This is a genomic window from Pseudomonas fluorescens, from assembly GCF_001307155.1.
Classification (GTDB): Bacteria; Pseudomonadota; Gammaproteobacteria; order Pseudomonadales; family Pseudomonadaceae; genus Aquipseudomonas; species Aquipseudomonas helvetica.
In genome coordinates, this window is sequence record NZ_CP012830.1 from 27,870 (window position 1) to 49,715 (window position 21,846).

Below are 21,846 nucleotides of genomic sequence, written 5' to 3' on the forward strand. Positions count from 1 at the left end.
CTCAAAATTTAATGCAGTACAGAAGTGCAATGTTTTTTGGGCGGTTTTCGTGCCCACCATTTGGATCGACTGTGACAGCGTGACTGTGGTTACCGGCCCAACCCACACCAATGTTGTGCCCATGGTTCCCTGCGGAACTTACGCCAATATTGTGGCTATGCGCCCCAGCTGCTGAGCTGGTTGACCAGTGTGCGATTGTTCTTGTGTAGTCATCACCTGATGCCATGACTTCATCATTTCCCCCTGGTTGAGCATGTCCCTCTTTAACTTGGTGGGCATGGTTGCCTTGTACGTCTGACCACGCACTATGGCTGTGTTCGCCTTGTGCATCAGTCCACGCGCTGTGAATATGATCCCCTGCCGCCGCCGACCAAGCGCTGTGGTGGTGAGACAGCATCATGTGGTCTTGATGTGAGCCGAACGGGCGCCCACCGTCTATGCCTCGGCCTTCATCCCAGCCGCGTGGAAATAGGCCTCGCATATCGGGAAGGTTGAAAGTTGTGCTGCCGTCACCGCCGCCAAACGTTGTACCTACACGGGTAAACAGCTTGGCGAAGGTGGTGCGCGACACAGCGGCCCCGTTGCACCTCAACCAGCCCGAAGGAACGGCTGACATCGCGAACGAGGCCACCATGCCCACCAGCGGCTCGCCTATCATCTGATTCAGTTTGTTCAGTGCCGCAGTGGTGGCCAGGATCTCGCTGCTGTTGGTCGCTGGATCATCGCTTTTGGCGTTGGGAATCTGGCCCAGACCCACGTCGTCCTTGGTGGTGCCCCGGGCGCGCAGATTGGGATAGTCACCGGTGCGGGCTGCGAAGTGCGTCACCAGCGCGCCATTGATCGGCTCAACGGTGCGCAGATCATCGACCTGGGTACTCGAAACCACTTTGGCGATCGGCACGCAGTAGTGACGTGCACCGGCGCTGTCGATGTAGTCAGTGTGATTACCAGACTTCACTTTCCAACTGGTCACCGTGTCGCTGGCCTGACGCTCCAGGCAAACATCCAGCCAGATCGTGTCGGTGATGACGATACCTGTGACGGGGAACGGCTCAGCAAGCACCACCCGGATTCCCTCCAGGTAGGCGACGCCAGGGGTGATATAGAAACCGTCGCTCAACCACCTGAAGGACAGCCCCGAGCCAAAGAAGCAGGCGCGACCAAATACATCGCGGTTGCTCTGCCGCTCGCGCTCGTCAATGCCGGCCAGGCGCACGGTGAAGTCATGCTGCCAGGTGCTGGCGTCGATGGTGACGCCGGTCAGCTCCAGGGCGCCGTCGAACGCCACCAGGAAGTTTCGGGTGACGTTGTTGCCAATCTGCAACGGCGGGATGTTCTTGCGCTTCTGCTGCAACGGCACAGACGACACGGCGAACAGCACACCGTCTTCGTCCTCGAGGCCGACCCAGTTGAAATCCCAGTCGCCAATGTCCGACCCCAACTGCGCGCTGTACACCACCTGGTTGGGGTTCACGTAACCGGCGTTTTCTTTGGGGATGGTGTAGACCTGGACGATCTGCCCCGCCGGCGGTTTGCCGGCAGCGCGATCGATAGGCGCCACAGGGTCCAGCCCGGGCACGTTGGCAAAGATGAATTTACTGATGATCAGCGGCTTTTTCTGGCTTTGCTTCAGGGCAATCTGGCTTTCGCCGGCCAAGGTGATACTGGCGCTCACTGTTGCGCTCCTACAGGGTGGCAACCAGCGTTTGCTGGTCGTCGTTGAAGTCGATAAGGGCGATTTTCAGCGCCACGGGGGTGATGGTCACGAAGTCATAGCGCCGGCAGGTCCGGCCGTACTGCTGGATCAACACGCGCAGCAACTCGGGGTTGAGCGATAGCTGCGCGTTGCTGAACTTGAGCAGCACCACGTCCCAATCCCGATCGGGGTGGCGCTCCTCGATCTCGACGTAGCCCACGCCCAGGCGCTCGAAAATGCGCTTCATGCCGGCGGTGCTGCCGGCGTCCACGGAGTTGATAAAGGCGTACTTCACCCGCAGTCGGAACAAGGCCTCTGGCTCGCCTTTGAAGCGCGTCACGTCACGCTGCCAGGCCCACAATTCGAGGATGGTCAGGTGGCAGGTGTCCGGGTCGATTTGCAGGTATGGCCAGCGCAGCCAGCCGGCGACGGTTTCCCACCAGGACTGTGCGGCCGCGACCAGCTTTGACAGCTCGGTACCGGCGAGCCAGAACGGCAACTTGAGTTTGATCACTGGATGGCCACCGTCAGTTTCTCGATCCGGGGGATGCTCAGCCCACTGACGATGTCGTCTGCCGGCGCAATTCGCAGGGACTCGATGTCAGGAAACTGGCCGTGCAGTTCCTCAATCAACCGGCTGAAGCTGAACCGTGACTGTGGGTAAGTCAGCGTCGGTTGATAGTCCCGGGGAGTGCTTTCACGGAACGCGGCTCGCACGAACAACTCGACTTCACTTTGCAGATCGATCACCTGGGCAGGTGTTAGATTGGCCCTGGGCCAGACGTTGACCAGAAGGACCACTGGCACTTCGGGCATGACCATGGCCAGCAGATCATCGCCGTGGCCATGATTGCCCTGGTCGCGGATGTGCGCGTTGATTTGCTCCAGGTAACTGTCCGCCGGCACACCCGCATCAAACAGCACATAGGCGTTTGCACTGCCCGGTCCACGCGGTGCTCCGTGCTCGAAATACACGCCGTCCGGACGCACGCCCGGGAAGGCGGAAATCATGGCGCGATACACCGCGTCGGTGTGCCATTGGTTGACCGCCGAAAACTGGTTGCGCACACGCAGGCGCAGCTGGTCGTTGGGCTCCGGATCTGCACCAGGTGATTCCAGCCAGCCGTCCACGTTGGCGACCTGGACGATCCCGGGCACCGGCTCAGGCAAGATCGCGTAGTAACCCGGGGCCAGGTTGTAGCCACTGCCGGCGCTCTCTGCTTCCACCGGCACTTCCAGTTGCAACTGCCCCGGCTGAAAAGTGGCGGAGGCCGTTGTGGTCAACTGGTAGACGTTGCCGTTGATTGCGGCAGACTGCACCGCGATCCCCTTTTCCAGCTCCATCACGCCGTCAGGCGTAGCGCGGGTAAACAGCAACGTGCCCCGGGCCTTGGTCGCGCCCTTGCGCTCGACGTTGACCGCCCAGGCCAGCATGTCCAGCCAGGCGTCGACCGCTGTTTTCACAAAGAAATTGGGCAGGATGGTCAGGCACAGGAAATCGAGCAGCCACAGCACCGGCTTGGTGACCAGGGCGGTCATCACCCGCCAGAACGGCGAATAGCTGCTGGTGTTGGCCACCTTGGCACCTTGGGCTTCGACTTCCTTTTCCCAGGCGGCCTTCAACCCGGCCTCGGTGGTCGGGATGCCGGCGTCGGCGATCACCTGCTTAAAATTGACCTCGCTCACAGGCTTACCTCGATCAGTCCGAACTTCAGGGTTTTAGCGGTGACCAGGTACTGGCCTGGCTCCAGCTGCGAGATGTGCGCCGTACCGGGCACCAGGCGCTCGTCGGCCTCCACTAATAGTTCCAGCTGCTGGATACAGTCGCGCTGACGCAGGCGATCGCGCTCGGCCACCAACGTGACCAGCAGCCCGCTGTCGCGGATCATGTGCGCGATGTCCTGGGCGATGCAGGCGCGGTCATCGATCAGCCGCGGCTGGTGCGAAGGGTCCAGGGCCAGGTCGTTGTCGATGATCAGTAGGTCGACGTACTCGCTCATCCGCCCACCGCCATAGCGAGCATGTTTTCCATCTCCAGCGGCGACATCGTCTTGCCGGTGTGAATGTTCACGTTCTCCACATGCGTGCCCTTGTTCTGGCTGTTGCTGTTGTTCTGGATTTTGGTCAGCAAGCCGCCTGGCGGCACCGCTGTCGGGCGCGTCGGGGAAAGGCTTGGAATGGCCGAGTTGATGGTCTGCTGGGCTTTCTGCGCGGCGTTGGCCGTGTCGGCGGCACTGGTCGCCGCGTCGATCCCGGGCACCTCGGGCATGCCGCCGAAACGTGCCTCGATGTTCACGCCGGGAATACTGTTCATCAGCTCGATCAGGCCGTTAACGGCCTTGTGAAAGACGCTGACGATGCTGTCCCACGCGGCACGGGCCATACCGGACCAGCCGCCCATGGAGTTGAACCAGTCGGCCAGCTTCTGGAATTGCTCGCTGACGAACTTGAACGCCTCGCTGTTGAGCAGCGCCGTGGTCCATTCATCCCAGTAGTAAACGGCGGCCACCACGATCGCGACCAGGGCCACGATCGCGATGATGATCCACACCACCGGGTTGGCCAGCAGTGCCGCGTTGACCAGCCAGACCGCGCCCTGCCACAGCAGCATGGCCACCTTGACCAGGCCGAGCCAGGTCACCATCAGGATGATTTGCGCAATGAACACCAGTGCGACCACGGTGTGATAAAGAAACATCGCCACGCTGCGCAGGCCGGTCATGTTGAGGATCTTCCAGACCGTCACCAGCCCCAACCAGGTGATTTTTGCGATCCCCACGGTGAGGGTCAGCAAGGACATGGCGCCAACAATCCCCATGATGGTCAACGCGGTGATGCCGATCACGCGGGTGATGTTGGGGAACAGCTGCGACCAGCGCACCAGGGTTTTGCCGATGTCGACCATCTTGTTCATGAACGGCGTCAGCACCGGGATTAGCACCTGGCCAAACACCACGCGCATGACCTCGACCAGGGACGCCCATTGCTGCCAGGGATCGACCATCGCCTGGGCCATCTGCTCGGCCTTCTCCAGGCCGCGCACCTTGCCCAACTGATCGAGGCTGTCGCGCAGACGCCCGGTGTCTTTGGCAAGTGCGCCAATCACCTGGGCACCTTCACCGCCGAAGGCCTCCATCAGCTTGGCCCCGGCCGACGCGCTGGTCAGATCACCGAACTTGCCCTGGAGCTTGTCCAGGATCGACATGATCGGCAGGATCTTGCCCTGCTGGTCGGTGAACTTCATGCCGAGCTTTTCCGAGGCGGCGCCGATGTTCTCAAAGAACGCTTTGTAGCGCCCGCCGGCGTCGCCGCCTTCCATGGTGCTGCTCAGGGTGCCGATCACCGCCATCTGCTCGGCCAGGTCTACGCCGGCCGTGGTAGCGATCGCGCCGGCTTCCTTGAACGCGTCTTTCATGGCGGCGCCACTGGTGCGGAACAACTGCACCGCCAGCGCCGTCTGACCGCCGAGTTTCTCCACCCACGCACCCTTGCCCATGGCGTCGGCCTGGGACTTCTGCAGGTTGTAGAGGGTGCCGACGTATTCGCCCATGGTCGCGGCGTCGGTCTTGGTAGCCTTGGCCACCAGGTTGCTGGTGTTGGTGAACGTGGCCAACTGACTGCCGGCCAGTCCTTTAATCGCGCCATCGATCTGGTACGCCGAGGCGACAAACTCCCGGGCGTTCTCGCCGTAATTCACGGCGAACTCCAGCGACTTGCTGTTGAGCGCGGTCAACGCGTCCTCGGCCACGCCCAACGATCGAACGTCGCCCAGGGCGCGATTGACCTCCAGCGCCGGCGCCATGGATTGCTGAATCCCGACCACGGCCGCCGTCAGACCGCCCAGGCCGAGGCCTATCGTCTTGATGTGCTTTTCGCTCTGCTCGGCAAGGTCGGAAAAGCCCATTTTCACCTTGCCCAGGGGCGCGGTGACCTTGTCGGTCAGGCTCAAGATGAAAGCCAGGCTGGCGCTACGGTCTGCCACTGTCGTTACCCGTTCAGCGCAACGGCGATGCCGTTAGCTACGGACATCTCCATGCGTCTCCAGTATTCGTCCTCCAGCCACCTGGCCGTGCCCATCGCTTCAGGCGTGAGCTCGACTCCAGGCAGCCAGTGGTTCGTCAGGGCCACCAACTGGCCCAGGCCGTTTTCGGTCAGGCGCTCAGCGTGGCCGAGCGCTTTTTTACGATCACTTCAACCTTTGGCCCGTACTCCTCGAGCAGCGCGCCGGCGAGTTGCATCACCATCACCGGATTGACCAGGAGTGGTTTCAAGGTGGCTTTTTCGTCCTGCTTCACGGTGGTCATCAGCAGGTTATTACCCGGGGCGACCTTGTTGGTCTGGGTCAGGGCGTTGAAGTACTTGGTGACGTCTGGCGGGGTCAGGGTGAAAGTGAATTCCAGCTCGCCGACTTCCAGGGTGATTTCTGCGTTTTGCTCGTTCATGGGGTAGCTCTCTTGTTGAGGTTAAAAAGGGGTTGCCCAGGGACGCCGGCTATTACCGACACACCCTGAGGACGTGTTGCTGTAGGCCCAGAATCATTTGCTTGCTGAGGGCAAGCTGGTCTCTGAGGGTGAAATAATCTCGTCGAGCGTCTGCTGTGAGTTCGGCGGTTCCTGCATCAGCCAGGCGGCCGGCGCCGGAGTCGGCGGGCACTGCGACTGGACAGGTGGCTTTGATCCGCAGCCGCTTAAGGCCAGCGTCAACAGCGCGGCGCAGGCCTTGGTTTTCAGTGAGTGCATGGTTCAGATCCGTGGTTCGTTCAAGGTCGATAGAGTCACGCTCGGCGAGCATTTCGCCGCTGATTCGGGCTGCTTCGCGCAGACCTTGCACTTCCGATTGCACGCTGCGCAGATCTTCCAGCGCGTCATCGCGTTGATCCACAACACGCATGAACCAATACAAAGGCACCAGGGCAGTAATCAGCATCACAATTAGAGCGAGCCGAAACGGTGGAATAGTCATTTCAGGCACAGCTCCAGCTCGGCCAATCGGCGGTTGTGCAAGCCCTGAACAAACTGCTTATGGCCCTGAGCATCGGTAACGAAAGCCCACACTGGCGTCTTGCCGTCCGGTGCCCAGGCCAAGGCCTTGCAGCCCTCGACGATGCGGCCGGCGTTGATCAAGCCCACCGCTCGACTGGCGCAGGTACTGGGCACGCCGACGTTGTGGGAATGGCTGCTCAAGGCGTCAAAAGTGTTCTGGCCCACTTGCTGATTGGTGATGCAGTCGGCGAGCTGCAACTGTCCTTTCTGAATCACCAACTGCTCGACCTGGTCGCATCGAGCGGGAGACCAGTAGTCACCGACCACGACCGGAAACGGGCTGGTGTAACGGGTAATGCCGAGGCACACGGTCGGCAACCCTCGGGCCAGCTTGTCGGCGTAAACGACGTTCTGGCCCTGGCCTTCCCAGGTGCCCAGGAACACCACCAACGAGGTACTGCACAGCGCAATGGCACCGGCGGAGATCTTGCCGCGCAGGCTCATGGAAACCACACTCGCAGCAGTGCCGGCACTGCCATTTGCAGCACCGCGCCGACCAACGTCAGGATGGTCAACAACCGGCCCACCTTTGAGCCAATGTCGTTCACCGCCACGGTCAGCGTCTGCTGGCCGGCGTTGAGTTCCGACAGTTGGCCAGCCATGTGCTCAAACTGCTGTTCCAGCTTGGTGACGCGCGTCGGCACGGTTTCGTGCCGGTCTTCGATCTCGCCCACCCGGTGCTCGATCACCGCCATTTTTCGCTCAAGGCGTCCGAGGCGTGCGGTATCAGCGACGGGCTCGACGGGGTGTTGGGCAGTGGTCATCAGCGGTTACTCCGCTCTGAAAGGGATTCGCAGGGTGTGCAGCGGAGAATCCCGCCCAGGGCGCGGCGCAGTTCGGGGATTGGCTTTTCGCAGTCCAGGCAGTGGATGCGGCTCGGCCCCGAGGGACGCGGCCGCGCACGCTGAGCCTTGATCGCGTGTTCACGCTCCAGCTGTTCCAGCGCCGAGGCCTGTTCGAACCAATCCCCCATCAGCGCAGCCCCTCGATCTCTTTGGCGTCGAGGTACGGCACGCCGTTGATGCGGACGAAATCCGGGCTGGTGACTTCATACGGCACCTTGTGCTTGCTCTTTTCGCCGCCCTTCGGATCGATCCCCAGCAAGCTGGAAATCTTCACCTTGCAGCCGAACGCCTCGACGCGCAGTTCCTCGTCTTCACCGGCCTTGGCGAAGAACACCACGTCAAACGGTTTCAGGGATCGGAAGCTGCCAGCGGATCGAGCAGCGTCGATCAGCAAGTTAAAGTTGGTGGTGTCCAGTTCGAATTCGCCGGCAGCGGCGACATCGCCATCCACGAAGCCATCCGGCACGCCCCGGGTTTGCGCCACCGCTGAGTTGTCGGTGATATCCAGGGTGCAGTTCTCGACGTGCAGCGACAGGTCACCCAGGCTCACGTCGAAGTTCTTGCCGCCAATTTTTGCCATTGGGCGTTACTCCGCTTTGTCGTTGGAAAGATCCAGGGCGATGTTCGCCGTGAGGTCTTTCGGGCAGTTGAGGGGTTTGAGCTTGATGTAGGCCACGACCTTGGTTTTGCTCAGCCAGCTCAGCACCAGGTCTCCGTCTTTCGGCGGCTCGATGTCGCCGGGGAACACTTCACCGTTAAAGGTGGTGGTCTTGGCCATGGCACGCAGCGGCGCCATCAGTTGGTTGGTGTTGACCGCCATGCTGTTGGGGGTGCGGTTCAAGCGGCGATCGGCCACACGGCGGATCAGTAGCACACGGACCAGGCGCGCCGCCTTGTCGGTGATGCGCAGGTGTTCAACGACCTGAAAGTCACTCGCCGGGGTGTCGAGCATGTTGCCGTCGGCCCAGTACACGCCCGGGTAATCGGGATAGGTCTGCGACACGGAGTAGCGCGCCCGGTCCAGCTCACTGCGCACCACCGACGGCAGCGGGATTTTGTCGGCATCGACAGGCACCGGGCCGAGGCCCAACACGGCACCGGTGGCCACGCGCATCGGACTATCAGCAATGCTTACGGCCGCGTTGGCCAAGCGACCGGCCAACACGCCCAGGTCATTACCGTGCAGTTGCGGTACCGGCAGGACACGCGGCGCCGCCAGATCGGCTACCAGGGCTTTCTGCTCGGTGACGTACTGCGCCCAGGTCTGTTGCACGTTGATACCCGCAACGGCCGCCATGATGAATATGCGGCGCCCGTAGGTGTTGTTCAGAGCAATGGCCGCGTCGTGCATAGCCGACAGCTCATCGGCCTTGGTCACCGGCTTGGTAATCACCACGGCCTCGACCGAAAACCCCTGGTGCTGGGCTTTTTCCAGTGCTTCGGGCCAGTTGCCTTCGGCGCCGATTGGAGCGGCCACGCACGCCCAGCGCTGGCCACCGTTGAGACGGGCGGCGGTGATTTGGGTTTTCAGATCGTTGGGCGCTACGCCCAGGGCTGCGTCCAGGTCGCTGTCGGTGTTCAAGGGAACGAACTGGCCGACGTTTTTGGTCGCCGGACCGATGAAAAGGAAGTAGCGCTCAATCTCTGTAACGGCACCCTGGCCCAGATTGAGATTGTCGACGGTGACTTGACCGAGTGCCATGCAGTGCCTCGTTAGCGGGGTGAATGTAGGATTTGTTGCAACACCTGGTTAATCAGCAGGCTGGTGTCGCGGTCGGTGTTGACGCCGATGAACTGGCGTTTTGGCAACGTGATTTCCCAGCTTTGTGCGCCGCTGGATTCGCTGCGCTCGTCGTCGAGGATGCGGATCAACAGCCCCGCCTTGGCGTAGTTCACATGCTCTTGAATCCACGCCACTGATGGTCGGGTCAGGGTCTTTTTGCCTGCCTGGCGCGCACGAAAGCCCAACCGGCGCAGGCGCTTGGCTTGCTTGTCGGTGGCGGCCAGGCCGGGTGGGGTTTTGTTCCAGCGGCGCATCTGCGCGGCGGTGCGGCGCTCACTAACGCCATGGTGTTGCTGCGCCGCGACCCAGCGAGTCAGAGCGTTTTTCCAACCCAGTTCCGCTTCGTCAGCGCTGACACGGGTCACCACCATCAGCTTGGCCAGGCCGGCTTCCATCTTCTTTTTGCCCTTGCCCGAACCCTTGCGCGCCTCGAAAGGCGAACCGTCCAGGTTCTGCTGATCGCGCACACGTCGGCGGCTCATCGTCCGCACGCGCTTGGTGACGTTGTTCAGCAGCCGCCGGCGCAGCTGCGGTGGTAAAGCGAGCAGCGCCAGTTGCGCGTCCACGGCTAGGTAACCGCGTGCGTCGAGTTCGAAGGTGCTACGCCGCGCCATGGGTGGCCACCTCGCCGCGCTCCGCGACCCACAGGTCAAACGGAACAAATGCCCAGGTCTTGCCAAAGGCCTGGATCTCGCCGGCAGGGTCTTCGGCCAGGTACTGCGGTTCGACGAACTCCAAGGTGATGTCCACGTCGGCCAGGTCGTTGTCCAGCATCTCGATGGCGAACTGCGCCGCCGGCAACTCGTCCCGATCGCGGCCGGGATCGTTGGTTTCCAGCCAGCTGCCGATCAGGGCCATCAGGCGTGCGGGATGGTCGGCGAAGCGCTCTAGGACGATCGCGGCGCGGTAGCGCATGTTGCCCAGGTGCATGCCGTCGACGTCGGGTTTCCACACCAGTTCGAGGGTGACCTGCTCGGTCCAGCTGTCGAGCTGTTCCGGCAGTACCAGGCGGCGTTCGATCAGATAGCGGGTCAGCGCTTGCAGTTTGGTCATAGCAGCGCCGCCGTGATGCGGCCACGGCCTTGCAACGAGCGAACGGCCTGTTGGCTGAATGCCAGGAACGTTTCCTTGCGCTCCGGCTCCTCTTTGCCCAGGTTCTCGGCACTTTCGCGGCGGACCACCGAGGCGAACTGCGGCAGCAAACTAGCCTTGGCGCGGCAATACACGGCGCGCTTGTACGTCGCTACGTGAAATGTGCGCTCGGGCAGCACCATAGGGTCAGCAGATTTCACGTTGGTGATGCCAACGGCCTGCCATTTGCCTTTGCACTGGGTCAGGTCGCGATTGACCTCGGCCATCGCGGTGGTCAGATCAGTGACCAGCAGCTCAACCAGGTACTCCCCCGGCAGGCGGTAACCCTTCTGGAACTCAGCCAGGGAGAGGTCCGGCCAAAAGCCGTCGTTCTCTATGATCTGTTCCACAAAGGTGGTGGGTTTCCCGGAAAAGCTCATTGCTGGCCGCTCAAATAGGGCGGGGAGCCTGTTTTCAGTGGGACGGTCCATAAATGGGCGGCTCACTTCCACAGGTCCCCGCTGGGGGGGTAGTCGGTTATTGGGCGCCGTTGGTGGCGGTTTCTTGTCTTGCCAAGGCCTTGCGGCATTTCTCAATACGGGTGTCGTTACCGGCCTTTGGATACAACTCAGTGGAGCGTTCAAGATGCTCGAGCGCGGTTTTCCACTCCTCGGCCTCCATGGCCCGCATGCCGATCAACTTGTGGTACTTGCTCGGGATCTGCTCTGTCAGATCCCATTCGCCATCAACCCGGGGCAGCAAATTGGACAGATAGGGCTCCGGGCTGCGCTTGGCGTTGTACTCGGCGTAGGCCCAATCGATCACGGCATCAGCGACAAAGGTCTGGATGTCTCGGCGCTTGAAGCGCTCCGGCATCTGCTGGCCCTGCTCGATGGCAAAGTCCGCCAGTTCCAGCCCGTCTTCGAACTGCTCGGTGTCGAACAGCCAGACCATCACCTGCACCAGGACACGGTTCGGCATGACCAGGCCCGATTCCATGTAGCGCTGGATAAAATCCTGGTACTTGGGCAGCAGTTCCTCACGCTTCAGTGCCTGGCGACCGGCCAGACCCTTGATTGCGCTCAGGCGTTCCAGGTCCTGGTCCAGGGCCGCTTCCTGCAGCAGCAGATGCTTTTTGGCATTGGCAGGACTACTCAGCGCTTCACCAGGGGTGTAAGCCACTGCAACAGAGGCGAGCGCCACTGCTGCTGCGCTATCGAGGGCCAAGGTTCGGCGCTTGTGCGCCAGGGCCAGGCTCACGCCACGAGCTCCACGTTCTCGGTCAAAGCGATCTTTTCCAACTGCTCGATCACGTAACCTTCGTTGCGGCTGTTGTAGTCCTCGACGCGGGACCGTTTCGGATTGTCGACCGCCTGCTTGCGCCAGCTGGAGTCCTGGAAGTAGATCGACAGGTTGTCCCAGCTGGTGACCAACACCGCGTTGACCGGGAAGTTCGGCACACTGAACGAAGGCAGGCCGCCATAGGTCGCGATGACCTGCAGGTTTTCGATGCGCTCTTTTTCGGTCGGGGTGTCGCCCTGTTTGGTGTACAGCTTGGCCTTGTCAGCCGCCAACAGGTCCGAACCGATGATCGCCACCAGGTCGCCGTCTTCGCGCAGGATCTCGTCGACCATCTGCTTGGTGTCGTGCACCAGGGCATCGAGATTGGCATAGTCGCCACCGGCGCCGAGCTTGACCTTGCCAGCAGCGGCGCCCTCTTTGAGCACCTGCTGCGGAGCCTGTTCGCGCAACTGCTGCAGCCAACCCTTGTTGACGTCTTGCAGCTTGGGATTGGCTCCCAGATCGGTCTGGGGTGCCGCGTGAGTGCCGTGGAAGCCGATCACGATACGGTCTTGGGCGATACGCTTCTGCACAGCTGCGGAGTAGCGATCCTGGAAGTCGGGAAACTTCGCCCAGGCATCGATCTTCGCGTACGGCAGACCTACGTCGGACTGCGTGTCGCTCAGTTCGTAGGTGGTGTTTTCCAGCGCGGAAGCATCCTTGGCTTCGCGATCGGTGGTCTTGGTGTTGGTGCGGCCGGTAACTGGGCCGTTGACACCGATGAACACCTTTTCACCCTTGATCTCGCTGACCGGGACGACGTTGATACGCTCGAGGAAGTCGGCCTTGGCAGTGATCGAGTCGTTCAGTTCTTGAGCGATCGACGGTTCAACGCTGAAAGTCTTGCTGGCGCGCTCAATCCCGTAGGTTTCGGCGATCGCTTCCTGCAGCTCAGCGTACTGTTTGGCGCCCTTGGCGCTCAGTGGCTGGCCCATATCAGAGCACCCGCTTTTTGGCAGGAGTCACCGGGCCAGGGTTACGTGGCAACTGGCGACCGGTCGGGGTGTTCTGCAGCGCGGTGAACTGCTTTTGCAGCTTCGCCAGACCGGCCAGAACAGCCTTATTGCCGGAGTTTCGGCTGAGGTTCTTTTCTTCCTCAGCGGTGGCAATGATCACGTCGACAGCACTTTGCACGTCGTCGACAGGCTCCTGCTCGATCTCGGGCACTACTTCAGCGAAACCGTCGACCAGGGCCTGCAGACCAGCAGTCACGATCAACTGCTGTTCAATCAGGGCCTGAATAGCCTTGGCTGTAGCTTCATCCATTGGGGGTTTGCTCTCTGTTGGGGATTGCGGGTTTGCGGGGATTTCTTCGATGCCGAAGCGCTTGAACAACCCCGTAAACGCGGTAAGCAGCTTCTGCAGTTCGCCTTGTGGCTGGGTGTCACGCAGGGAACCCAACTCAACCGAGGAGGCGTAATACGCGGTCTTGTTGGTTTTCTTGGAAAAGTAGAGTTCCTGGGTACCCAGGCTGGCCGGCTCGTCAGTGACAGCCAGGCCGGATAGGTAGGCTTTACCGCTACCGGCGAAGTTCGGGGTGATCTCGATGCTGGTGAATAACTTCTGCCCCTGGTCATTCAGGTACAGCAGTCGATCGTTGGGTTTGAGCTGGGCTTCTAGGGCAATTTGCCCCTCTTCCAGATCGTCGCCCTCTTCCACCAGACGCACGGCATAGACGGTGCCGTGGGAGCCAGACCAGCGCTCGTGATCGCACCAGATAACCGCCGTGTATTTGGACGGTTTGTAGGTTTCAGCGATGTCGCGCAGTTCCTGGGGAAGGATCTCGCGACCATCGGCGGTAGTGCCGCTGGTGGCGACACGTTTCCAGAACGAAACAAGGGAACGGGGCATGGGCGATAACTGCGCTCAATCGGTGATTTGAGCCGCCACGATAGGGAGCCGATCCGCTCCAAACAAACGGTTCAATTGCGCGTTCCTCCTATATTCACGATATAGGTGGATCGCAGAATTTAACCCCGCGTTTCCGCTGTTTTCGCCGCATAGACTGCGGCCCATGTACTACTCGACCGAAGTTAAAGAAGCCGCCAAACGCCTGTTTCTGCGCCGCTGCAAGGCCAAGGAAATTCAGGTGCAACTCAACCTGCCCAACATCCGGATCGTCTACTACTGGATCCGCCAGGGCGGATGGGAAGACATGCTGTCGGACGAAGAACCGCTGACGGCCGTCGGCCGGCGTATCACCCTGCTACTGGACAAGGTCGGTAGCCTGTCCAAGGACGACCTAAACGAACTGGACCGGCTGACCGCCGTCCGCGAGCGGCTGTTGAAGCAAGCGGTCAAACCGGCACCGGCAACCATCGGCGACGGCGAGGGTGAACCTGCAGAACCACGCCAGCGATCGCGTGGCGAACGTTCAGGCCGTGGCGAAGGTGGCGGCAAGAAAAAGGAGAAGAAGACCAAGAACGACATCAGCGGCCTGACCGAAGTCGACTTCCTGGATAAGTTCATCTCCAAGATGTACCGCTACCAGCAGGAGCTGTTCGCCGCCAAGCAAAATCCGCTGACATCCCGGATCCGGAATATCCTCAAAAGCCGCCAAGTGGGCCTGACTTACTACTTCGCCGGCGAAGCGTTCATGGACGCCGTATTGAGCGGCGACAACCAGGTGTTCTTGTCGGCCAGCCGATCGCAGTCGGAGATCTTCCGCAGTTACATCATCCAGTTCGCCCAGCAGTGGTTCGGCATCGAGCTGACCGGCAATCCCATCACTCTGAGCAACGGCGCGGAACTGCGTTTTCTCAGCACCAACAGCAGCACCGCCCAGGGCTACCACGGGCACGTCTACGTCGATGAATACTTCTGGATCCGCGACTTCGACAAACTCAGCACCGTGGCCAGCGCCATGGGCACCCACAAAAAGTGGCGAAAAACCTACTTTTCGACGCCCAGCGCCGTGTCGCACCAGGCTTATCCGTTCTGGTCCGGCGAGGAGTTTCGCAACAGCAAGCGCGGCAAAAAGGCCGGCGGTACCTGGCCGGTGGAAGCGGCGTACACCCAGGGCGCTCTGTGTCCGGATGGTCAGTGGCGCAAGACCATCACCATTCAGGACGCGATCGATGGGGGGTGCGATCTGTTCGACCTCGAGCAGCTGCAGCTGGAGTACGACGAGGACAAGTTCCAGCAGCTGTTCTATTGCAAGTTCATCGACAGCACGCAGAGTGCGTTCGGCCTCAAAGACCTGGAGCGTTGCTACTCCGACCTGTCGTTGTGGGAGGACTACAAACCTGACGACGATCGTCCATTCGGCAACAGCCCGGTCTGGCTTGGCTACGACCCGAGCCGCACCCGTGACGATGCCACCTGTGTGGTCATCGCGCCGCCGCTGGAGCCCGGGGCGAAGTTCCGCATCCTCGAGAAGCACAGCTGGCGTGGACACTCGTTCACCTACCAGGCCGCCCAGGTCAAGAAGCTCACCGAGCGCTTCAACGTCCAGCACATCGGCATCGATGTCACCGGCGTGGGTTACGGCGTGTTCGACCTGGTGCGCGACTTCTACGCGAAAGCCACGCCGATCCACTACAGCCTGGAAGCCAAGAACGCCCTGGTGCTCAAGGCGCAGGACACGATCCAAGGTAGCCGCATCGAGTGGGATGCCGGCTGGACCGATATTGCCCAGGCGTTCCTGACCATCAAGCGCGGTACCACCAACAGTGGCCAAGTCACCTACAGCGCTTCGCGTACCGACGCCACCGGCCACGCTGACATCGCCTGGGCGGTCATGCACGCCCTGGCCAACGAACCCCTGAACACCAACAAGCGGCGACGCAGCCGCTACGTCACGAGTGGAAACAATGCCCAAGCCTCGACACAAAAAACGCCAGGTCAACCAGCAGGTACAACAGCAACAGCCCATGCGGGCATTCACCTTCGGGGAACCCGAACAGGTGTTGTCGGGGAATATCGGCGAGTACGTGGGGGTATTCCCCAGCGACGACGGCGAGATTTACAAGCCACCGGTGTCGCGCACCGGCCTGGCCAAGCTGTTGCGCGCCAACGCACACCACGGCGCCATTCCGAAGTTCAAGCGCAACCTGTTGCTGCGTGAGTTCATCCCGTCTGCGGGCTGCAGTGCTCGGACCATGGGCTGCGCGGGACTGGATTACATGGTGTTCGGCGATGCGTTCTTCTATCGGGACACCAACGCCTTCGGTCAGGTGCTGGAGCTGCAGCATCTGCCGGCCATCAACATGCGGGTGAAAGTGGACGGCGGTTTCCGGATGCTGCTGCCGGACAACAAATTCATGGACTTCGACCAGGACGAGATCGAGCACGTCATGGACTACGACGTCGAGCAGACCATTTACGGCATCCCGGATTACTTGGGCGGCCTGCAGGCGCTGTTGCTCAACGAAGCCGCGACCCTGTTCCGCCGGCGCTACTACAGCAACGGTGCCCACGCGGGTTACATCTTCTACACCAACGATCCCGATCTGACCGAGGAGGACGAAGAAAACCTGCGAGCCCAGATCAGCGCCAGCAAGGGCGTGGGTAACTTCCGCTCGATGTTCGTCAACATTCCCAACGGCAAGGAGAACGCCATTCAGATCATTCCCGTGGGGGATTTCCAAGCCAAGGACGAGCTGGAGAAGGTGAAAAACATCACCCGCAACGACGTGATTGCCGCCTGGCGCATGAACCCTGCGCTGGCCGGCATCATCCCGGAAAACAGCGCTGGCTTCGGTGATATCGAGAAGATCGATCGGGTGTACACCAGCAACGAGATCCGGCCAATCTGTCAGCTGTTTAATCAGGTCAACGAATCGCTACGTGAAGACAGGCGAATCACCTGGAGCGAGCCAGATTCGACAGTTGATTCAACCGCATCTAGTGCCTAGCAAAGAGAATACCACTACATATTGTGGCAAACTGTTGGCTATTGGCTGCCCTGGGGAGGGACACAATGCGAGTTGAATGCAAATGCGGACACAGAGGTCGAATCGCTTCACGAGAGAAGCTATCCACGGAGTTCGCGAAGCTGTACTGCCAATGCCTCGACGCAAAGTGCGGGCACACCTGGGTCGCGAACCTGACGTTTTCGCACACGTTGAGCCCATCAGCTCAGTCATTCGAAAGGATGTTGTTCGACCGTTTAAGGGAAATGCCCAGGGCAAAACAGCGGGAACTCTTCGAACAGCTTGGGACACAGGCGGTGGCGTGAAACGCAAACCGCCGGCTCAACGCCGGCGATCGGTTGCATCGAATGAGTCTTCTGAAGCTCAACGACGAAGGGAATTCAGCGCCTGGCTGTCTCTTCTGGATTGGTGGCCAGAACCTCGGAAAGCCGTCGGAGTTGAAGTTGCTCCTGTTCACTCAACCGTCGGTAAAGACCGACAAGGCGGCGTTCAAATTTGGTCAGTCCAAGCCATTCGGACTCGGTTAATCCAACGCAGGCGCGCTCGTTGTTCGTGCGATCCAACATGCTTACTACTCCATAAAGTGCATTGCTGAATCGACGTTTTGGGGGGTGGGTGATGGCTTTAGAACGGACAGATGGCGAATGCCCAACATGCATTGTTACAAGTTAATTCGATCCTTTGGCAGCATCGTCGGCCATGGCTTTGAGAAAGCGACGAATTGCTTTTTGATCATCAACCGAAATGCTCCTGAACTGATTTATCAATTCCTCTTCGGCCGCTGTAAACAGCTGACCAAATGGTGTGGAACGACGGCCAGTCAGGATGAAAGCCGCGTCAGCACCGTGTTCTTCAAGCGCGGCAACATAACGAAGGTCGAGCGAATTCGCTCCCAGCTCATAGTTCTTTTGTGTCCCCCGACTGACTCCTAGAAGCACTCCAAACTCTGTTTGATTCAGCCCTAAGCGCTCGCGCTCTTCCCTCAGGCGTTCACCTACTCGATCCGCTATGAGCATTTTTTTAGTCACCACCATTGACTTGATCATTTTTTTGACCAAGAATCACCACAGACAAACACAAGTAAACACAACCGAACAGAGTGCGCACTATGCCCGCCACCGTTACACCCGAGCAAGCCCGAGAGGCGTTGGATCGCAAAGGTATGAGTATTGCGGAGTTCAGCCGAAAGCACGGACTGAACAAAAATTTAGTCAGCGACCTGTTGAACGGTCGGATCAAAGGTCGCCGTGGGGAGGCACATCGCGCCGCCGTACTGCTCAACATCAAAGACGGCGTTATCGAACAGTAACGGCACGGACCAACAGGGAACAGTAGAAGATGAAAAGCCCCGTTCTAGAGACGCGCAAGGAAGCGATGCGCGAGATCATTCGCAGCTACCCCGATGGACGCGAAGGCGCTGCAGCTCGCTTGGGAATGAAAGTCAAAAAGTTCGACAACCACGCCTATGAAAGCGCGGGCTGCAGTCCGCTGAGTGACGCTCAGGTTCACATGCTGGAACAATCCAGCGGCACCAACCACTTTCCGAATTATGTAGCGCAGATGTACGGCGGATTGTTTGTACCGGTCGCCGACCCCGAAACGCTGGATAACGTCGAGCTGTACGCCCGATCGGTTCAGGTTTCAGCGAAGCGCGGTTGCGTTGACCAAGCGATTGCCCAAGCATTGGAAGACGGCTCGATCAACTCAGAAGAAGCCGAAATCATCCTCAACGCTCACAACCTCCACATGGCCGCACGACACGCCGAAGTGCTGGCAGCCATCGACCTGTACCGCGCCAAACCGGGGAATGGCCAATGAACAATCTGCCCGCAGTACAGGAATATCAGGACACGCTCAAAGCCGCGGCCCTCGTGTTCCTTGAGCGTCACCAGTGCGAACACCTGGGTGACGATCAGCTACTGTTCGACCGCACAGTGCAGCACCTGGTCGCGGATTACGACGTCCTGACTCAGACCGCCGAAAGGTTGGTGCATCTGGCCTGCAGCGAACTGTCAGCGGTAAGCGATCGGCAGCGGTTGGACATTGTCAGCAGCACGTCCACGCACACCGTCATCATCGATACAGCCACCGGCAACGCCTGGGCAATCCCGGTCAGCCTGATCTACGAACGCATTCTCATCGCACCGGACAACGGGCGCTTCCGCGTTACCGCTTCGTAACACCCACCCAATAAATCGCCCGTCCCACCGCCGTGGGTTTGGGTGAGCTGCGCCCGAAATTGAGGTTTGACGATGGAAAACGCCATGAACATCAACGCAAAACTGACGCCTGCCCAGGCTCAAGCGCTCTTGGCCAACCTGCGCGAGCAATACCGTCTCAGCCTCAATGACCTCTGGTACGCAGACCAATATCGCCTGATTCCCGATGGCCTTCGCCACGGTTCGATCCTTGCCAACAGCCCTGTGATGGCCGCTCAGAAACACCTAATCGGCGCCCTCACCCTCAGCCTCAAAGCAGTGAAATAACCATGAGAGACGATCTCCGCCACGACGTACTACAGCGCATCGAATCTGAGTTCGGCCTGAAGCACCGCGCGCCCACCAAATACATGCGCGGTGGCACCTGCCCCAAGTGCAACAAAAAAGAGCTGTACACCCGCTTCGACAGTCCATGGCAACTCATCTGTGGACGCCAGGAAAAGTGCGGCCATACGGTGCACGTAAAGGAGATCTACGACGACCTCTTTGAAGACTGGAGCAAGCGCGTTCCCCCCACCGAGAACGCCCCCACCGCTACCGCCCGGGCATACCTTGAGTTTGCTCGCGGCTTCGATATTTCACTTATCGGCGGCTGGTTTACACAGGATTCGTACTACGCGCCCCAACACGACGCAGGGAGTGCGACGGTTCGATTCGCCTTAGAGAAAGGCGGCTATTGGGAGCGCTTGATCGACAGGCCCTCTCGCTTCGGCAAGATGAAGGCGCGCTTCAAGCCGGGAGAGTCCTACAAAGGCGTGTGGTGGTGCCCGCCGTGCGTCGACGTGCTCGAGGCGAAAGAGATCTGGATTGTCGAGGGCATCTTTGACGCGATCGCTCTGGTGCACCACGACATTGCCGCCGTATCGGCGATGTCCTCAAACGCCTTCCCCGCCGATTCGCTGGCTGCATTGGTAAAAGCCCGCCCGGGAAACCTGCCGAAGCTGGTCTGGGCGCTTGATAACGAACCAGGTGCACACGCTTACACCAAGCGTTGGGTCCGTATGGCCCGAGAACTGGGCTTCACCTGTGAAGCAGCGCAGATCCCCCAGCGGGATAACAGAAAGGTCGACTGGAACGATCTGCACCAGCGTTGGCAATTCCTGGACGAAGGCGAAAAGCGTGATGCTCAGCTCGACAAAGACATAACCACCGCACGGCATCACGGTGCACTGCTGATCGCTGAGAACGCCACCGAGAAGGCCTTGGTGATGTTCGATTGGAAGCGCCGGAGCGAATTCCATCTGGAGTACGGCAACCGCCTGTACTGGTTCAAGCTCGACCTGGAGAAGTACAACAAAGCGATTCAGGAGCTCGAGGACAGCGACCACCACGACGACCAGCTGCTGAACAACAAACAGATGCGGTCCAAGGCCATGCAGCAGTGCGGCGCACTCCAGCGCATCGCCACCTGTAACCCAAAGGCCCTGTATTACCAGGAGAACAAGCTCACCGACGAATCCTGGTACTACTTCCGGATCACGTTCGCCCACGACGCCGCGCCAATTAAGAACACCTTCACCAGTTCGCAGATCGCCTCGTCTGCCGAGTTCAAGAAGCGCCTGCTCGGCATTGCACCTGGTGGGATGTTCACTGGCACGACCCAGCAGCTGGACGCCTTCATTGAAGAGCAAACTGACGCTCTCAAGACCGTTCAAACAATCGACTTCACTGGCTACACCCGTGAACACAGTGCCTACGTCTACGGCGACGTAGCAGTTCGCGACGGAAAAGTGTTCAAGCTGAATGAAGAAGACTTTTTCGACATGGACCGCCTGAGCATCAAGACCCTCAGCCAGTCGGTCATCCTCAACCTGAACACGGATCTGGAGAAGTTCGACACCGAATGGTTGGACATCATCTGGGAATGTTTCGGTGCCAAAGGCCTGGTCGCTCTCGCCTTTTGGTTCGGGTCACTGTTTGCCGAACAGATCCGCCAGCACCAGAAGAGCTACCCCTTCGCAGAGATCATTGGTGAGCCAGGCGCCGGTAAATCAACGCTTATCGAGTTCCTTTGGAAACTGTGCGGCCGCATCGACTATGAGGGGTTCGACCCAACCAAGGGCACCCCGGTCGCTCGAGCGCGGAACTTCGCACAGGTCGGCAATCTGCCGGTGGTGCTCATCGAGTCGGAGCGGGAAAAAACGGATGGCAGCCAGACCAAACAGTACGACTGGGATGAACTGAAAACTGCCTACAACGGCCGGAGCGTTCGCTCCACCGGCGTAAAGAACAACGGCAACGACACCCGTGAACCGCCATTTCGCGGCGCCGTGGTCATCGGCCAGAACCATGCGGTAAACGCCTCCGAGCCAATCCTACAGCGCCTGATACACATCGCCATGACCAAGGACGGCCAGACGCCGCAGACCAAGTTGTTGGTGGAAAAGCTCGAGCGCATGCCGGTCGACCGCGTGAGCGGGTTCCTGGTGAAGGCGACGATGAAGGAATGCATCGTGATGCAGACCGTCCGCGAAAAGGTGCCCTTCTACGAGCAAAAACTCTTGGCCCTGCCCGAGATCCGCACCGTTCGGATCGCGAAGAATCACGCCCAGTTGCACGCACTGGTCGACGCCCTGGAGCACGTTGTTCCACTGAAAAAGCACCAGGTGAATGCAGCCCATGCCGAGATCCAGAGCATGGCCAAGGAACGCCAGCTGGCCATCAACGCTGATCACCCAATCGTCGTCGAGTTCTGGGAGCTGTACGAGTACCTGAACAGCGCCGCCGGCGGGCTGAACCACTCCCGCAATGACGGCCTGATCGCGGTGAACCTCAACGACTTCGCCAAGGAAGCCGCAGAGAAACGGCAAAAAGTGCCGGATCTGACCGAACTCAAACGCCACCTCAAGACCAGCAAGTGCCCCAAGTTCGTGGAAACCAACAGGAACGTGTGTTCCTCCTGGGACGTTGACGCTGCCAATAAACCAAAAACCGTGCGGTGCTGGATCTTCCAGGCCGCTTGATCACCGCCACTA

General features: G+C 60.0%; 29 protein-coding genes. 8 read left to right on the plus strand and 21 right to left on the minus strand.

Features of this window, described 5'->3' with window-relative positions:
- Nucleotide 1 precedes the first annotated feature (1 nt).
- From AO353_RS00135 to AO353_RS00220, 19 genes are all read right to left on the minus strand, one after another.
- Nucleotides 2-1,675 (minus strand): phage tail protein, encoded by a 1,674-nt coding sequence (locus AO353_RS00135; protein WP_054593124.1) that lies wholly within the window; start codon nucleotides 1,673-1,675, stop codon nucleotides 2-4.
- 10 nt (nucleotides 1,676-1,685) lie between these two features.
- On the minus strand, nucleotides 1,686-2,210 hold the full coding sequence (locus tag AO353_RS00140) for a phage tail protein (RefSeq protein ID WP_054593125.1): 525 nt from the start codon (nucleotides 2,208-2,210) through the stop codon (nucleotides 1,686-1,688).
- Nucleotides 2,207-3,382: a baseplate J/gp47 family protein gene (locus tag AO353_RS00145; protein WP_054593126.1), complete on the minus strand. Its 1,176-nt coding sequence runs from the start codon at nucleotides 3,380-3,382 to the stop codon at nucleotides 2,207-2,209. The genes AO353_RS00140 and AO353_RS00145 overlap by 4 nt, the downstream gene beginning before the upstream one ends.
- Complete coding sequence (locus AO353_RS00150; protein ID WP_054593127.1) at nucleotides 3,379-3,696, minus strand: DUF2590 family protein; 318 nt, start codon at nucleotides 3,694-3,696, stop codon at nucleotides 3,379-3,381. The genes AO353_RS00145 and AO353_RS00150 overlap by 4 nt, the downstream gene beginning before the upstream one ends.
- Nucleotides 3,693-5,678, minus strand: a complete 1,986-nt coding sequence (locus tag AO353_RS00155; RefSeq protein WP_054593128.1) for a phage tail tape measure protein — start codon at nucleotides 5,676-5,678, stop codon at nucleotides 3,693-3,695. Before AO353_RS00155 ends, AO353_RS00150 begins: the two co-directional genes overlap by 4 nt.
- Before the next feature lie 5 nt (nucleotides 5,679-5,683).
- Complete coding sequence (locus tag AO353_RS31995; protein ID WP_371917622.1) at nucleotides 5,684-5,824, minus strand: DUF6890 family protein; 141 nt, start codon at nucleotides 5,822-5,824, stop codon at nucleotides 5,684-5,686.
- A 23-nt stretch (nucleotides 5,825-5,847) separates the two neighbouring features.
- Entirely contained in the window at nucleotides 5,848-6,138 is a 291-nt protein-coding gene (locus AO353_RS00160; protein ID WP_054593129.1) for a putative phage tail assembly chaperone, read from the minus strand.
- A gap of 52 nt (nucleotides 6,139-6,190) precedes the next feature.
- Nucleotides 6,191-6,658: a lysis protein gene (locus AO353_RS00165; protein ID WP_054593130.1), complete on the minus strand. Its 468-nt coding sequence runs from the start codon at nucleotides 6,656-6,658 to the stop codon at nucleotides 6,191-6,193.
- Nucleotides 6,655-7,182, minus strand: coding sequence for a lysozyme (locus AO353_RS00170; protein WP_054593131.1), 528 nt, complete (start codon nucleotides 7,180-7,182; stop codon nucleotides 6,655-6,657). Before AO353_RS00170 ends, AO353_RS00165 begins: the two co-directional genes overlap by 4 nt.
- Complete coding sequence (locus AO353_RS00175) at nucleotides 7,179-7,502, minus strand: hypothetical protein (RefSeq protein WP_081013679.1); 324 nt, start codon at nucleotides 7,500-7,502, stop codon at nucleotides 7,179-7,181. Before AO353_RS00175 ends, AO353_RS00170 begins: the two co-directional genes overlap by 4 nt.
- Nucleotides 7,502-7,711 (minus strand): hypothetical protein, encoded by a 210-nt coding sequence (locus AO353_RS00180; protein WP_054593133.1) that lies wholly within the window; start codon nucleotides 7,709-7,711, stop codon nucleotides 7,502-7,504. The genes AO353_RS00175 and AO353_RS00180 overlap by 1 nt, the downstream gene beginning before the upstream one ends.
- Nucleotides 7,711-8,163, minus strand: coding sequence for a phage protein (locus AO353_RS00185; protein ID WP_054593134.1), 453 nt, complete (start codon nucleotides 8,161-8,163; stop codon nucleotides 7,711-7,713). Before AO353_RS00185 ends, AO353_RS00180 begins: the two co-directional genes overlap by 1 nt.
- A gap of 6 nt (nucleotides 8,164-8,169) precedes the next feature.
- Nucleotides 8,170-9,285 (minus strand): DUF2586 domain-containing protein, encoded by a 1,116-nt coding sequence (locus tag AO353_RS00190; protein ID WP_054593135.1) that lies wholly within the window; start codon nucleotides 9,283-9,285, stop codon nucleotides 8,170-8,172.
- An 11-nt stretch (nucleotides 9,286-9,296) separates the two neighbouring features.
- Nucleotides 9,297-9,980, minus strand: a complete 684-nt coding sequence (locus tag AO353_RS00195) for a phage virion morphogenesis protein (RefSeq protein ID WP_054593136.1) — start codon at nucleotides 9,978-9,980, stop codon at nucleotides 9,297-9,299.
- The gene (locus tag AO353_RS00200) at nucleotides 9,967-10,419 is read right to left on the minus strand and encodes a phage tail protein (RefSeq protein ID WP_054593137.1); all 453 of its coding nucleotides are present in this window, start codon (nucleotides 10,417-10,419) and stop codon (nucleotides 9,967-9,969) included. Before AO353_RS00200 ends, AO353_RS00195 begins: the two co-directional genes overlap by 14 nt.
- Entirely contained in the window at nucleotides 10,416-10,877 is a 462-nt protein-coding gene (locus AO353_RS00205; protein WP_054593138.1) for a head completion/stabilization protein, read from the minus strand. The genes AO353_RS00200 and AO353_RS00205 overlap by 4 nt, the downstream gene beginning before the upstream one ends.
- Before the next feature lie 97 nt (nucleotides 10,878-10,974).
- Nucleotides 10,975-11,697, minus strand: a complete 723-nt coding sequence (gpM, locus tag AO353_RS00210) for a phage terminase small subunit (protein ID WP_054593139.1) — start codon at nucleotides 11,695-11,697, stop codon at nucleotides 10,975-10,977.
- A complete protein-coding gene (locus AO353_RS00215; protein WP_054593140.1) occupies nucleotides 11,694-12,713 on the minus strand; it encodes a phage major capsid protein, P2 family in 1,020 nt (339 codons plus the stop codon). The genes gpM and AO353_RS00215 overlap by 4 nt, the downstream gene beginning before the upstream one ends.
- A 1-nt stretch (nucleotide 12,714) precedes the next feature.
- Nucleotides 12,715-13,629: a GPO family capsid scaffolding protein gene (locus AO353_RS00220; protein ID WP_054593141.1), complete on the minus strand. Its 915-nt coding sequence runs from the start codon at nucleotides 13,627-13,629 to the stop codon at nucleotides 12,715-12,717.
- Between the two features lie 163 nt (nucleotides 13,630-13,792).
- On the opposite strand from AO353_RS00220, the gene AO353_RS31450 reads away from it, so the two are divergent.
- The 3 genes from AO353_RS31450 to AO353_RS00235 all read left to right on the plus strand — a co-directional run bounded on the left by AO353_RS31450 (nucleotide 13,793) and on the right by AO353_RS00235 (nucleotide 16,957).
- A complete protein-coding gene (locus AO353_RS31450; RefSeq protein ID WP_054593142.1) occupies nucleotides 13,793-15,844 on the plus strand; it encodes a terminase large subunit domain-containing protein in 2,052 nt (683 codons plus the stop codon).
- On the plus strand, nucleotides 15,756-16,634 hold the full coding sequence (locus AO353_RS00230; RefSeq protein ID WP_054593143.1) for a phage portal protein: 879 nt from the start codon (nucleotides 15,756-15,758) through the stop codon (nucleotides 16,632-16,634). Before AO353_RS31450 ends, AO353_RS00230 begins: the two co-directional genes overlap by 89 nt.
- Nucleotides 16,635-16,699: 65 nt before the next feature.
- Nucleotides 16,700-16,957 carry an ogr/Delta-like zinc finger family protein gene (locus tag AO353_RS00235; RefSeq protein ID WP_054593144.1) on the plus strand — a complete coding sequence of 86 codons (258 nt, stop codon included), beginning with the start codon at nucleotides 16,700-16,702 and terminating at the stop codon, nucleotides 16,955-16,957.
- A 75-nt stretch (nucleotides 16,958-17,032) separates the two neighbouring features.
- Here the strand turns inward: AO353_RS00235 and AO353_RS29435 are convergent, their stop codons facing one another.
- On the minus strand, nucleotides 17,033-17,218 hold the full coding sequence (locus tag AO353_RS29435; protein WP_081013681.1) for a hypothetical protein: 186 nt from the start codon (nucleotides 17,216-17,218) through the stop codon (nucleotides 17,033-17,035).
- Between the two features lie 102 nt (nucleotides 17,219-17,320).
- Nucleotides 17,321-17,668 carry a helix-turn-helix domain-containing protein gene (locus AO353_RS00245; protein WP_054598141.1) on the minus strand — a complete coding sequence of 116 codons (348 nt, stop codon included), beginning with the start codon at nucleotides 17,666-17,668 and terminating at the stop codon, nucleotides 17,321-17,323.
- A gap of 92 nt (nucleotides 17,669-17,760) precedes the next feature.
- Between AO353_RS00245 and AO353_RS00250 the strand changes: the two genes are divergently transcribed.
- From AO353_RS00250 to AO353_RS00270, 5 genes are all read left to right on the plus strand, one after another.
- Complete coding sequence (locus tag AO353_RS00250) at nucleotides 17,761-17,961, plus strand: DNA-binding protein (RefSeq protein WP_054593146.1); 201 nt, start codon at nucleotides 17,761-17,763, stop codon at nucleotides 17,959-17,961.
- Between the two features lie 29 nt (nucleotides 17,962-17,990).
- Nucleotides 17,991-18,470, plus strand: a complete 480-nt coding sequence (locus AO353_RS00255; protein ID WP_054593147.1) for a YmfL family putative regulatory protein — start codon at nucleotides 17,991-17,993, stop codon at nucleotides 18,468-18,470.
- Entirely contained in the window at nucleotides 18,467-18,832 is a 366-nt protein-coding gene (locus AO353_RS00260) for a hypothetical protein (RefSeq protein WP_054593148.1), read from the plus strand. Before AO353_RS00255 ends, AO353_RS00260 begins: the two co-directional genes overlap by 4 nt.
- A 72-nt stretch (nucleotides 18,833-18,904) precedes the next feature.
- A complete protein-coding gene (locus AO353_RS00265; protein ID WP_054593149.1) occupies nucleotides 18,905-19,138 on the plus strand; it encodes a hypothetical protein in 234 nt (77 codons plus the stop codon).
- A gap of 2 nt (nucleotides 19,139-19,140) precedes the next feature.
- The gene (locus AO353_RS00270; protein WP_054593150.1) at nucleotides 19,141-21,834 is read left to right on the plus strand and encodes a toprim domain-containing protein; all 2,694 of its coding nucleotides are present in this window, start codon (nucleotides 19,141-19,143) and stop codon (nucleotides 21,832-21,834) included.
- The last annotated feature ends 12 nt before the right edge of the window (nucleotides 21,835-21,846 follow it).

Excerpts from the sequence above, each read along its gene's own strand:
- AO353_RS00180 (WP_054593133.1), bottom strand. The coding sequence starts at position 7,711 with ATGGGGGATTGGTTCGAACAGGCCTCGGCGCTGGAACAGCTGGAGCGT.
- AO353_RS29435 (WP_081013681.1), bottom strand. The coding sequence starts at position 17,218 with ATGTTGGATCGCACGAACAACGAGCGCGCCTGCGTTGGATTAACCGAG.
- AO353_RS00190 (WP_054593135.1), bottom strand. The coding sequence starts at position 9,285 with ATGGCACTCGGTCAAGTCACCGTCGACAATCTCAATCTGGGCCAGGGT.
- AO353_RS00250 (WP_054593146.1), top strand. The coding sequence starts at position 17,761 with ATGCCCGCCACCGTTACACCCGAGCAAGCCCGAGAGGCGTTGGATCGC.
- AO353_RS00235 (WP_054593144.1), top strand. The coding sequence starts at position 16,700 with ATGCGAGTTGAATGCAAATGCGGACACAGAGGTCGAATCGCTTCACGA.
- AO353_RS00185 (WP_054593134.1), bottom strand. The coding sequence starts at position 8,163 with ATGGCAAAAATTGGCGGCAAGAACTTCGACGTGAGCCTGGGTGACCTG.
- AO353_RS00245 (WP_054598141.1), bottom strand. The coding sequence starts at position 17,668 with ATGCTCATAGCGGATCGAGTAGGTGAACGCCTGAGGGAAGAGCGCGAG.
- AO353_RS00160 (WP_054593129.1), bottom strand. The coding sequence starts at position 6,138 with ATGAACGAGCAAAACGCAGAAATCACCCTGGAAGTCGGCGAGCTGGAA.
- AO353_RS00270 (WP_054593150.1), top strand. The coding sequence starts at position 19,141 with ATGAGAGACGATCTCCGCCACGACGTACTACAGCGCATCGAATCTGAG.
- AO353_RS00175 (WP_081013679.1), bottom strand. The coding sequence starts at position 7,502 with ATGACCACTGCCCAACACCCCGTCGAGCCCGTCGCTGATACCGCACGC.
- AO353_RS00260 (WP_054593148.1), top strand. The coding sequence starts at position 18,467 with ATGAACAATCTGCCCGCAGTACAGGAATATCAGGACACGCTCAAAGCC.
- AO353_RS00220 (WP_054593141.1), bottom strand. The coding sequence starts at position 13,629 with ATGCCCCGTTCCCTTGTTTCGTTCTGGAAACGTGTCGCCACCAGCGGC.
- AO353_RS00265 (WP_054593149.1), top strand. The coding sequence starts at position 18,905 with ATGGAAAACGCCATGAACATCAACGCAAAACTGACGCCTGCCCAGGCT.
- AO353_RS00200 (WP_054593137.1), bottom strand. The coding sequence starts at position 10,419 with ATGACCAAACTGCAAGCGCTGACCCGCTATCTGATCGAACGCCGCCTG.
- AO353_RS00215 (WP_054593140.1), bottom strand. The coding sequence starts at position 12,713 with ATGGGCCAGCCACTGAGCGCCAAGGGCGCCAAACAGTACGCTGAGCTG.
- AO353_RS31450 (WP_054593142.1), top strand. The coding sequence starts at position 13,793 with ATGTACTACTCGACCGAAGTTAAAGAAGCCGCCAAACGCCTGTTTCTG.
- AO353_RS00165 (WP_054593130.1), bottom strand. The coding sequence starts at position 6,658 with ATGACTATTCCACCGTTTCGGCTCGCTCTAATTGTGATGCTGATTACT.
- AO353_RS00205 (WP_054593138.1), bottom strand. The coding sequence starts at position 10,877 with ATGAGCTTTTCCGGGAAACCCACCACCTTTGTGGAACAGATCATAGAG.
- AO353_RS00195 (WP_054593136.1), bottom strand. The coding sequence starts at position 9,980 with ATGGCGCGGCGTAGCACCTTCGAACTCGACGCACGCGGTTACCTAGCC.
- AO353_RS00150 (WP_054593127.1), bottom strand. The coding sequence starts at position 3,696 with ATGAGCGAGTACGTCGACCTACTGATCATCGACAACGACCTGGCCCTG.
- AO353_RS00255 (WP_054593147.1), top strand. The coding sequence starts at position 17,991 with ATGAAAAGCCCCGTTCTAGAGACGCGCAAGGAAGCGATGCGCGAGATC.
- AO353_RS00170 (WP_054593131.1), bottom strand. The coding sequence starts at position 7,182 with ATGAGCCTGCGCGGCAAGATCTCCGCCGGTGCCATTGCGCTGTGCAGT.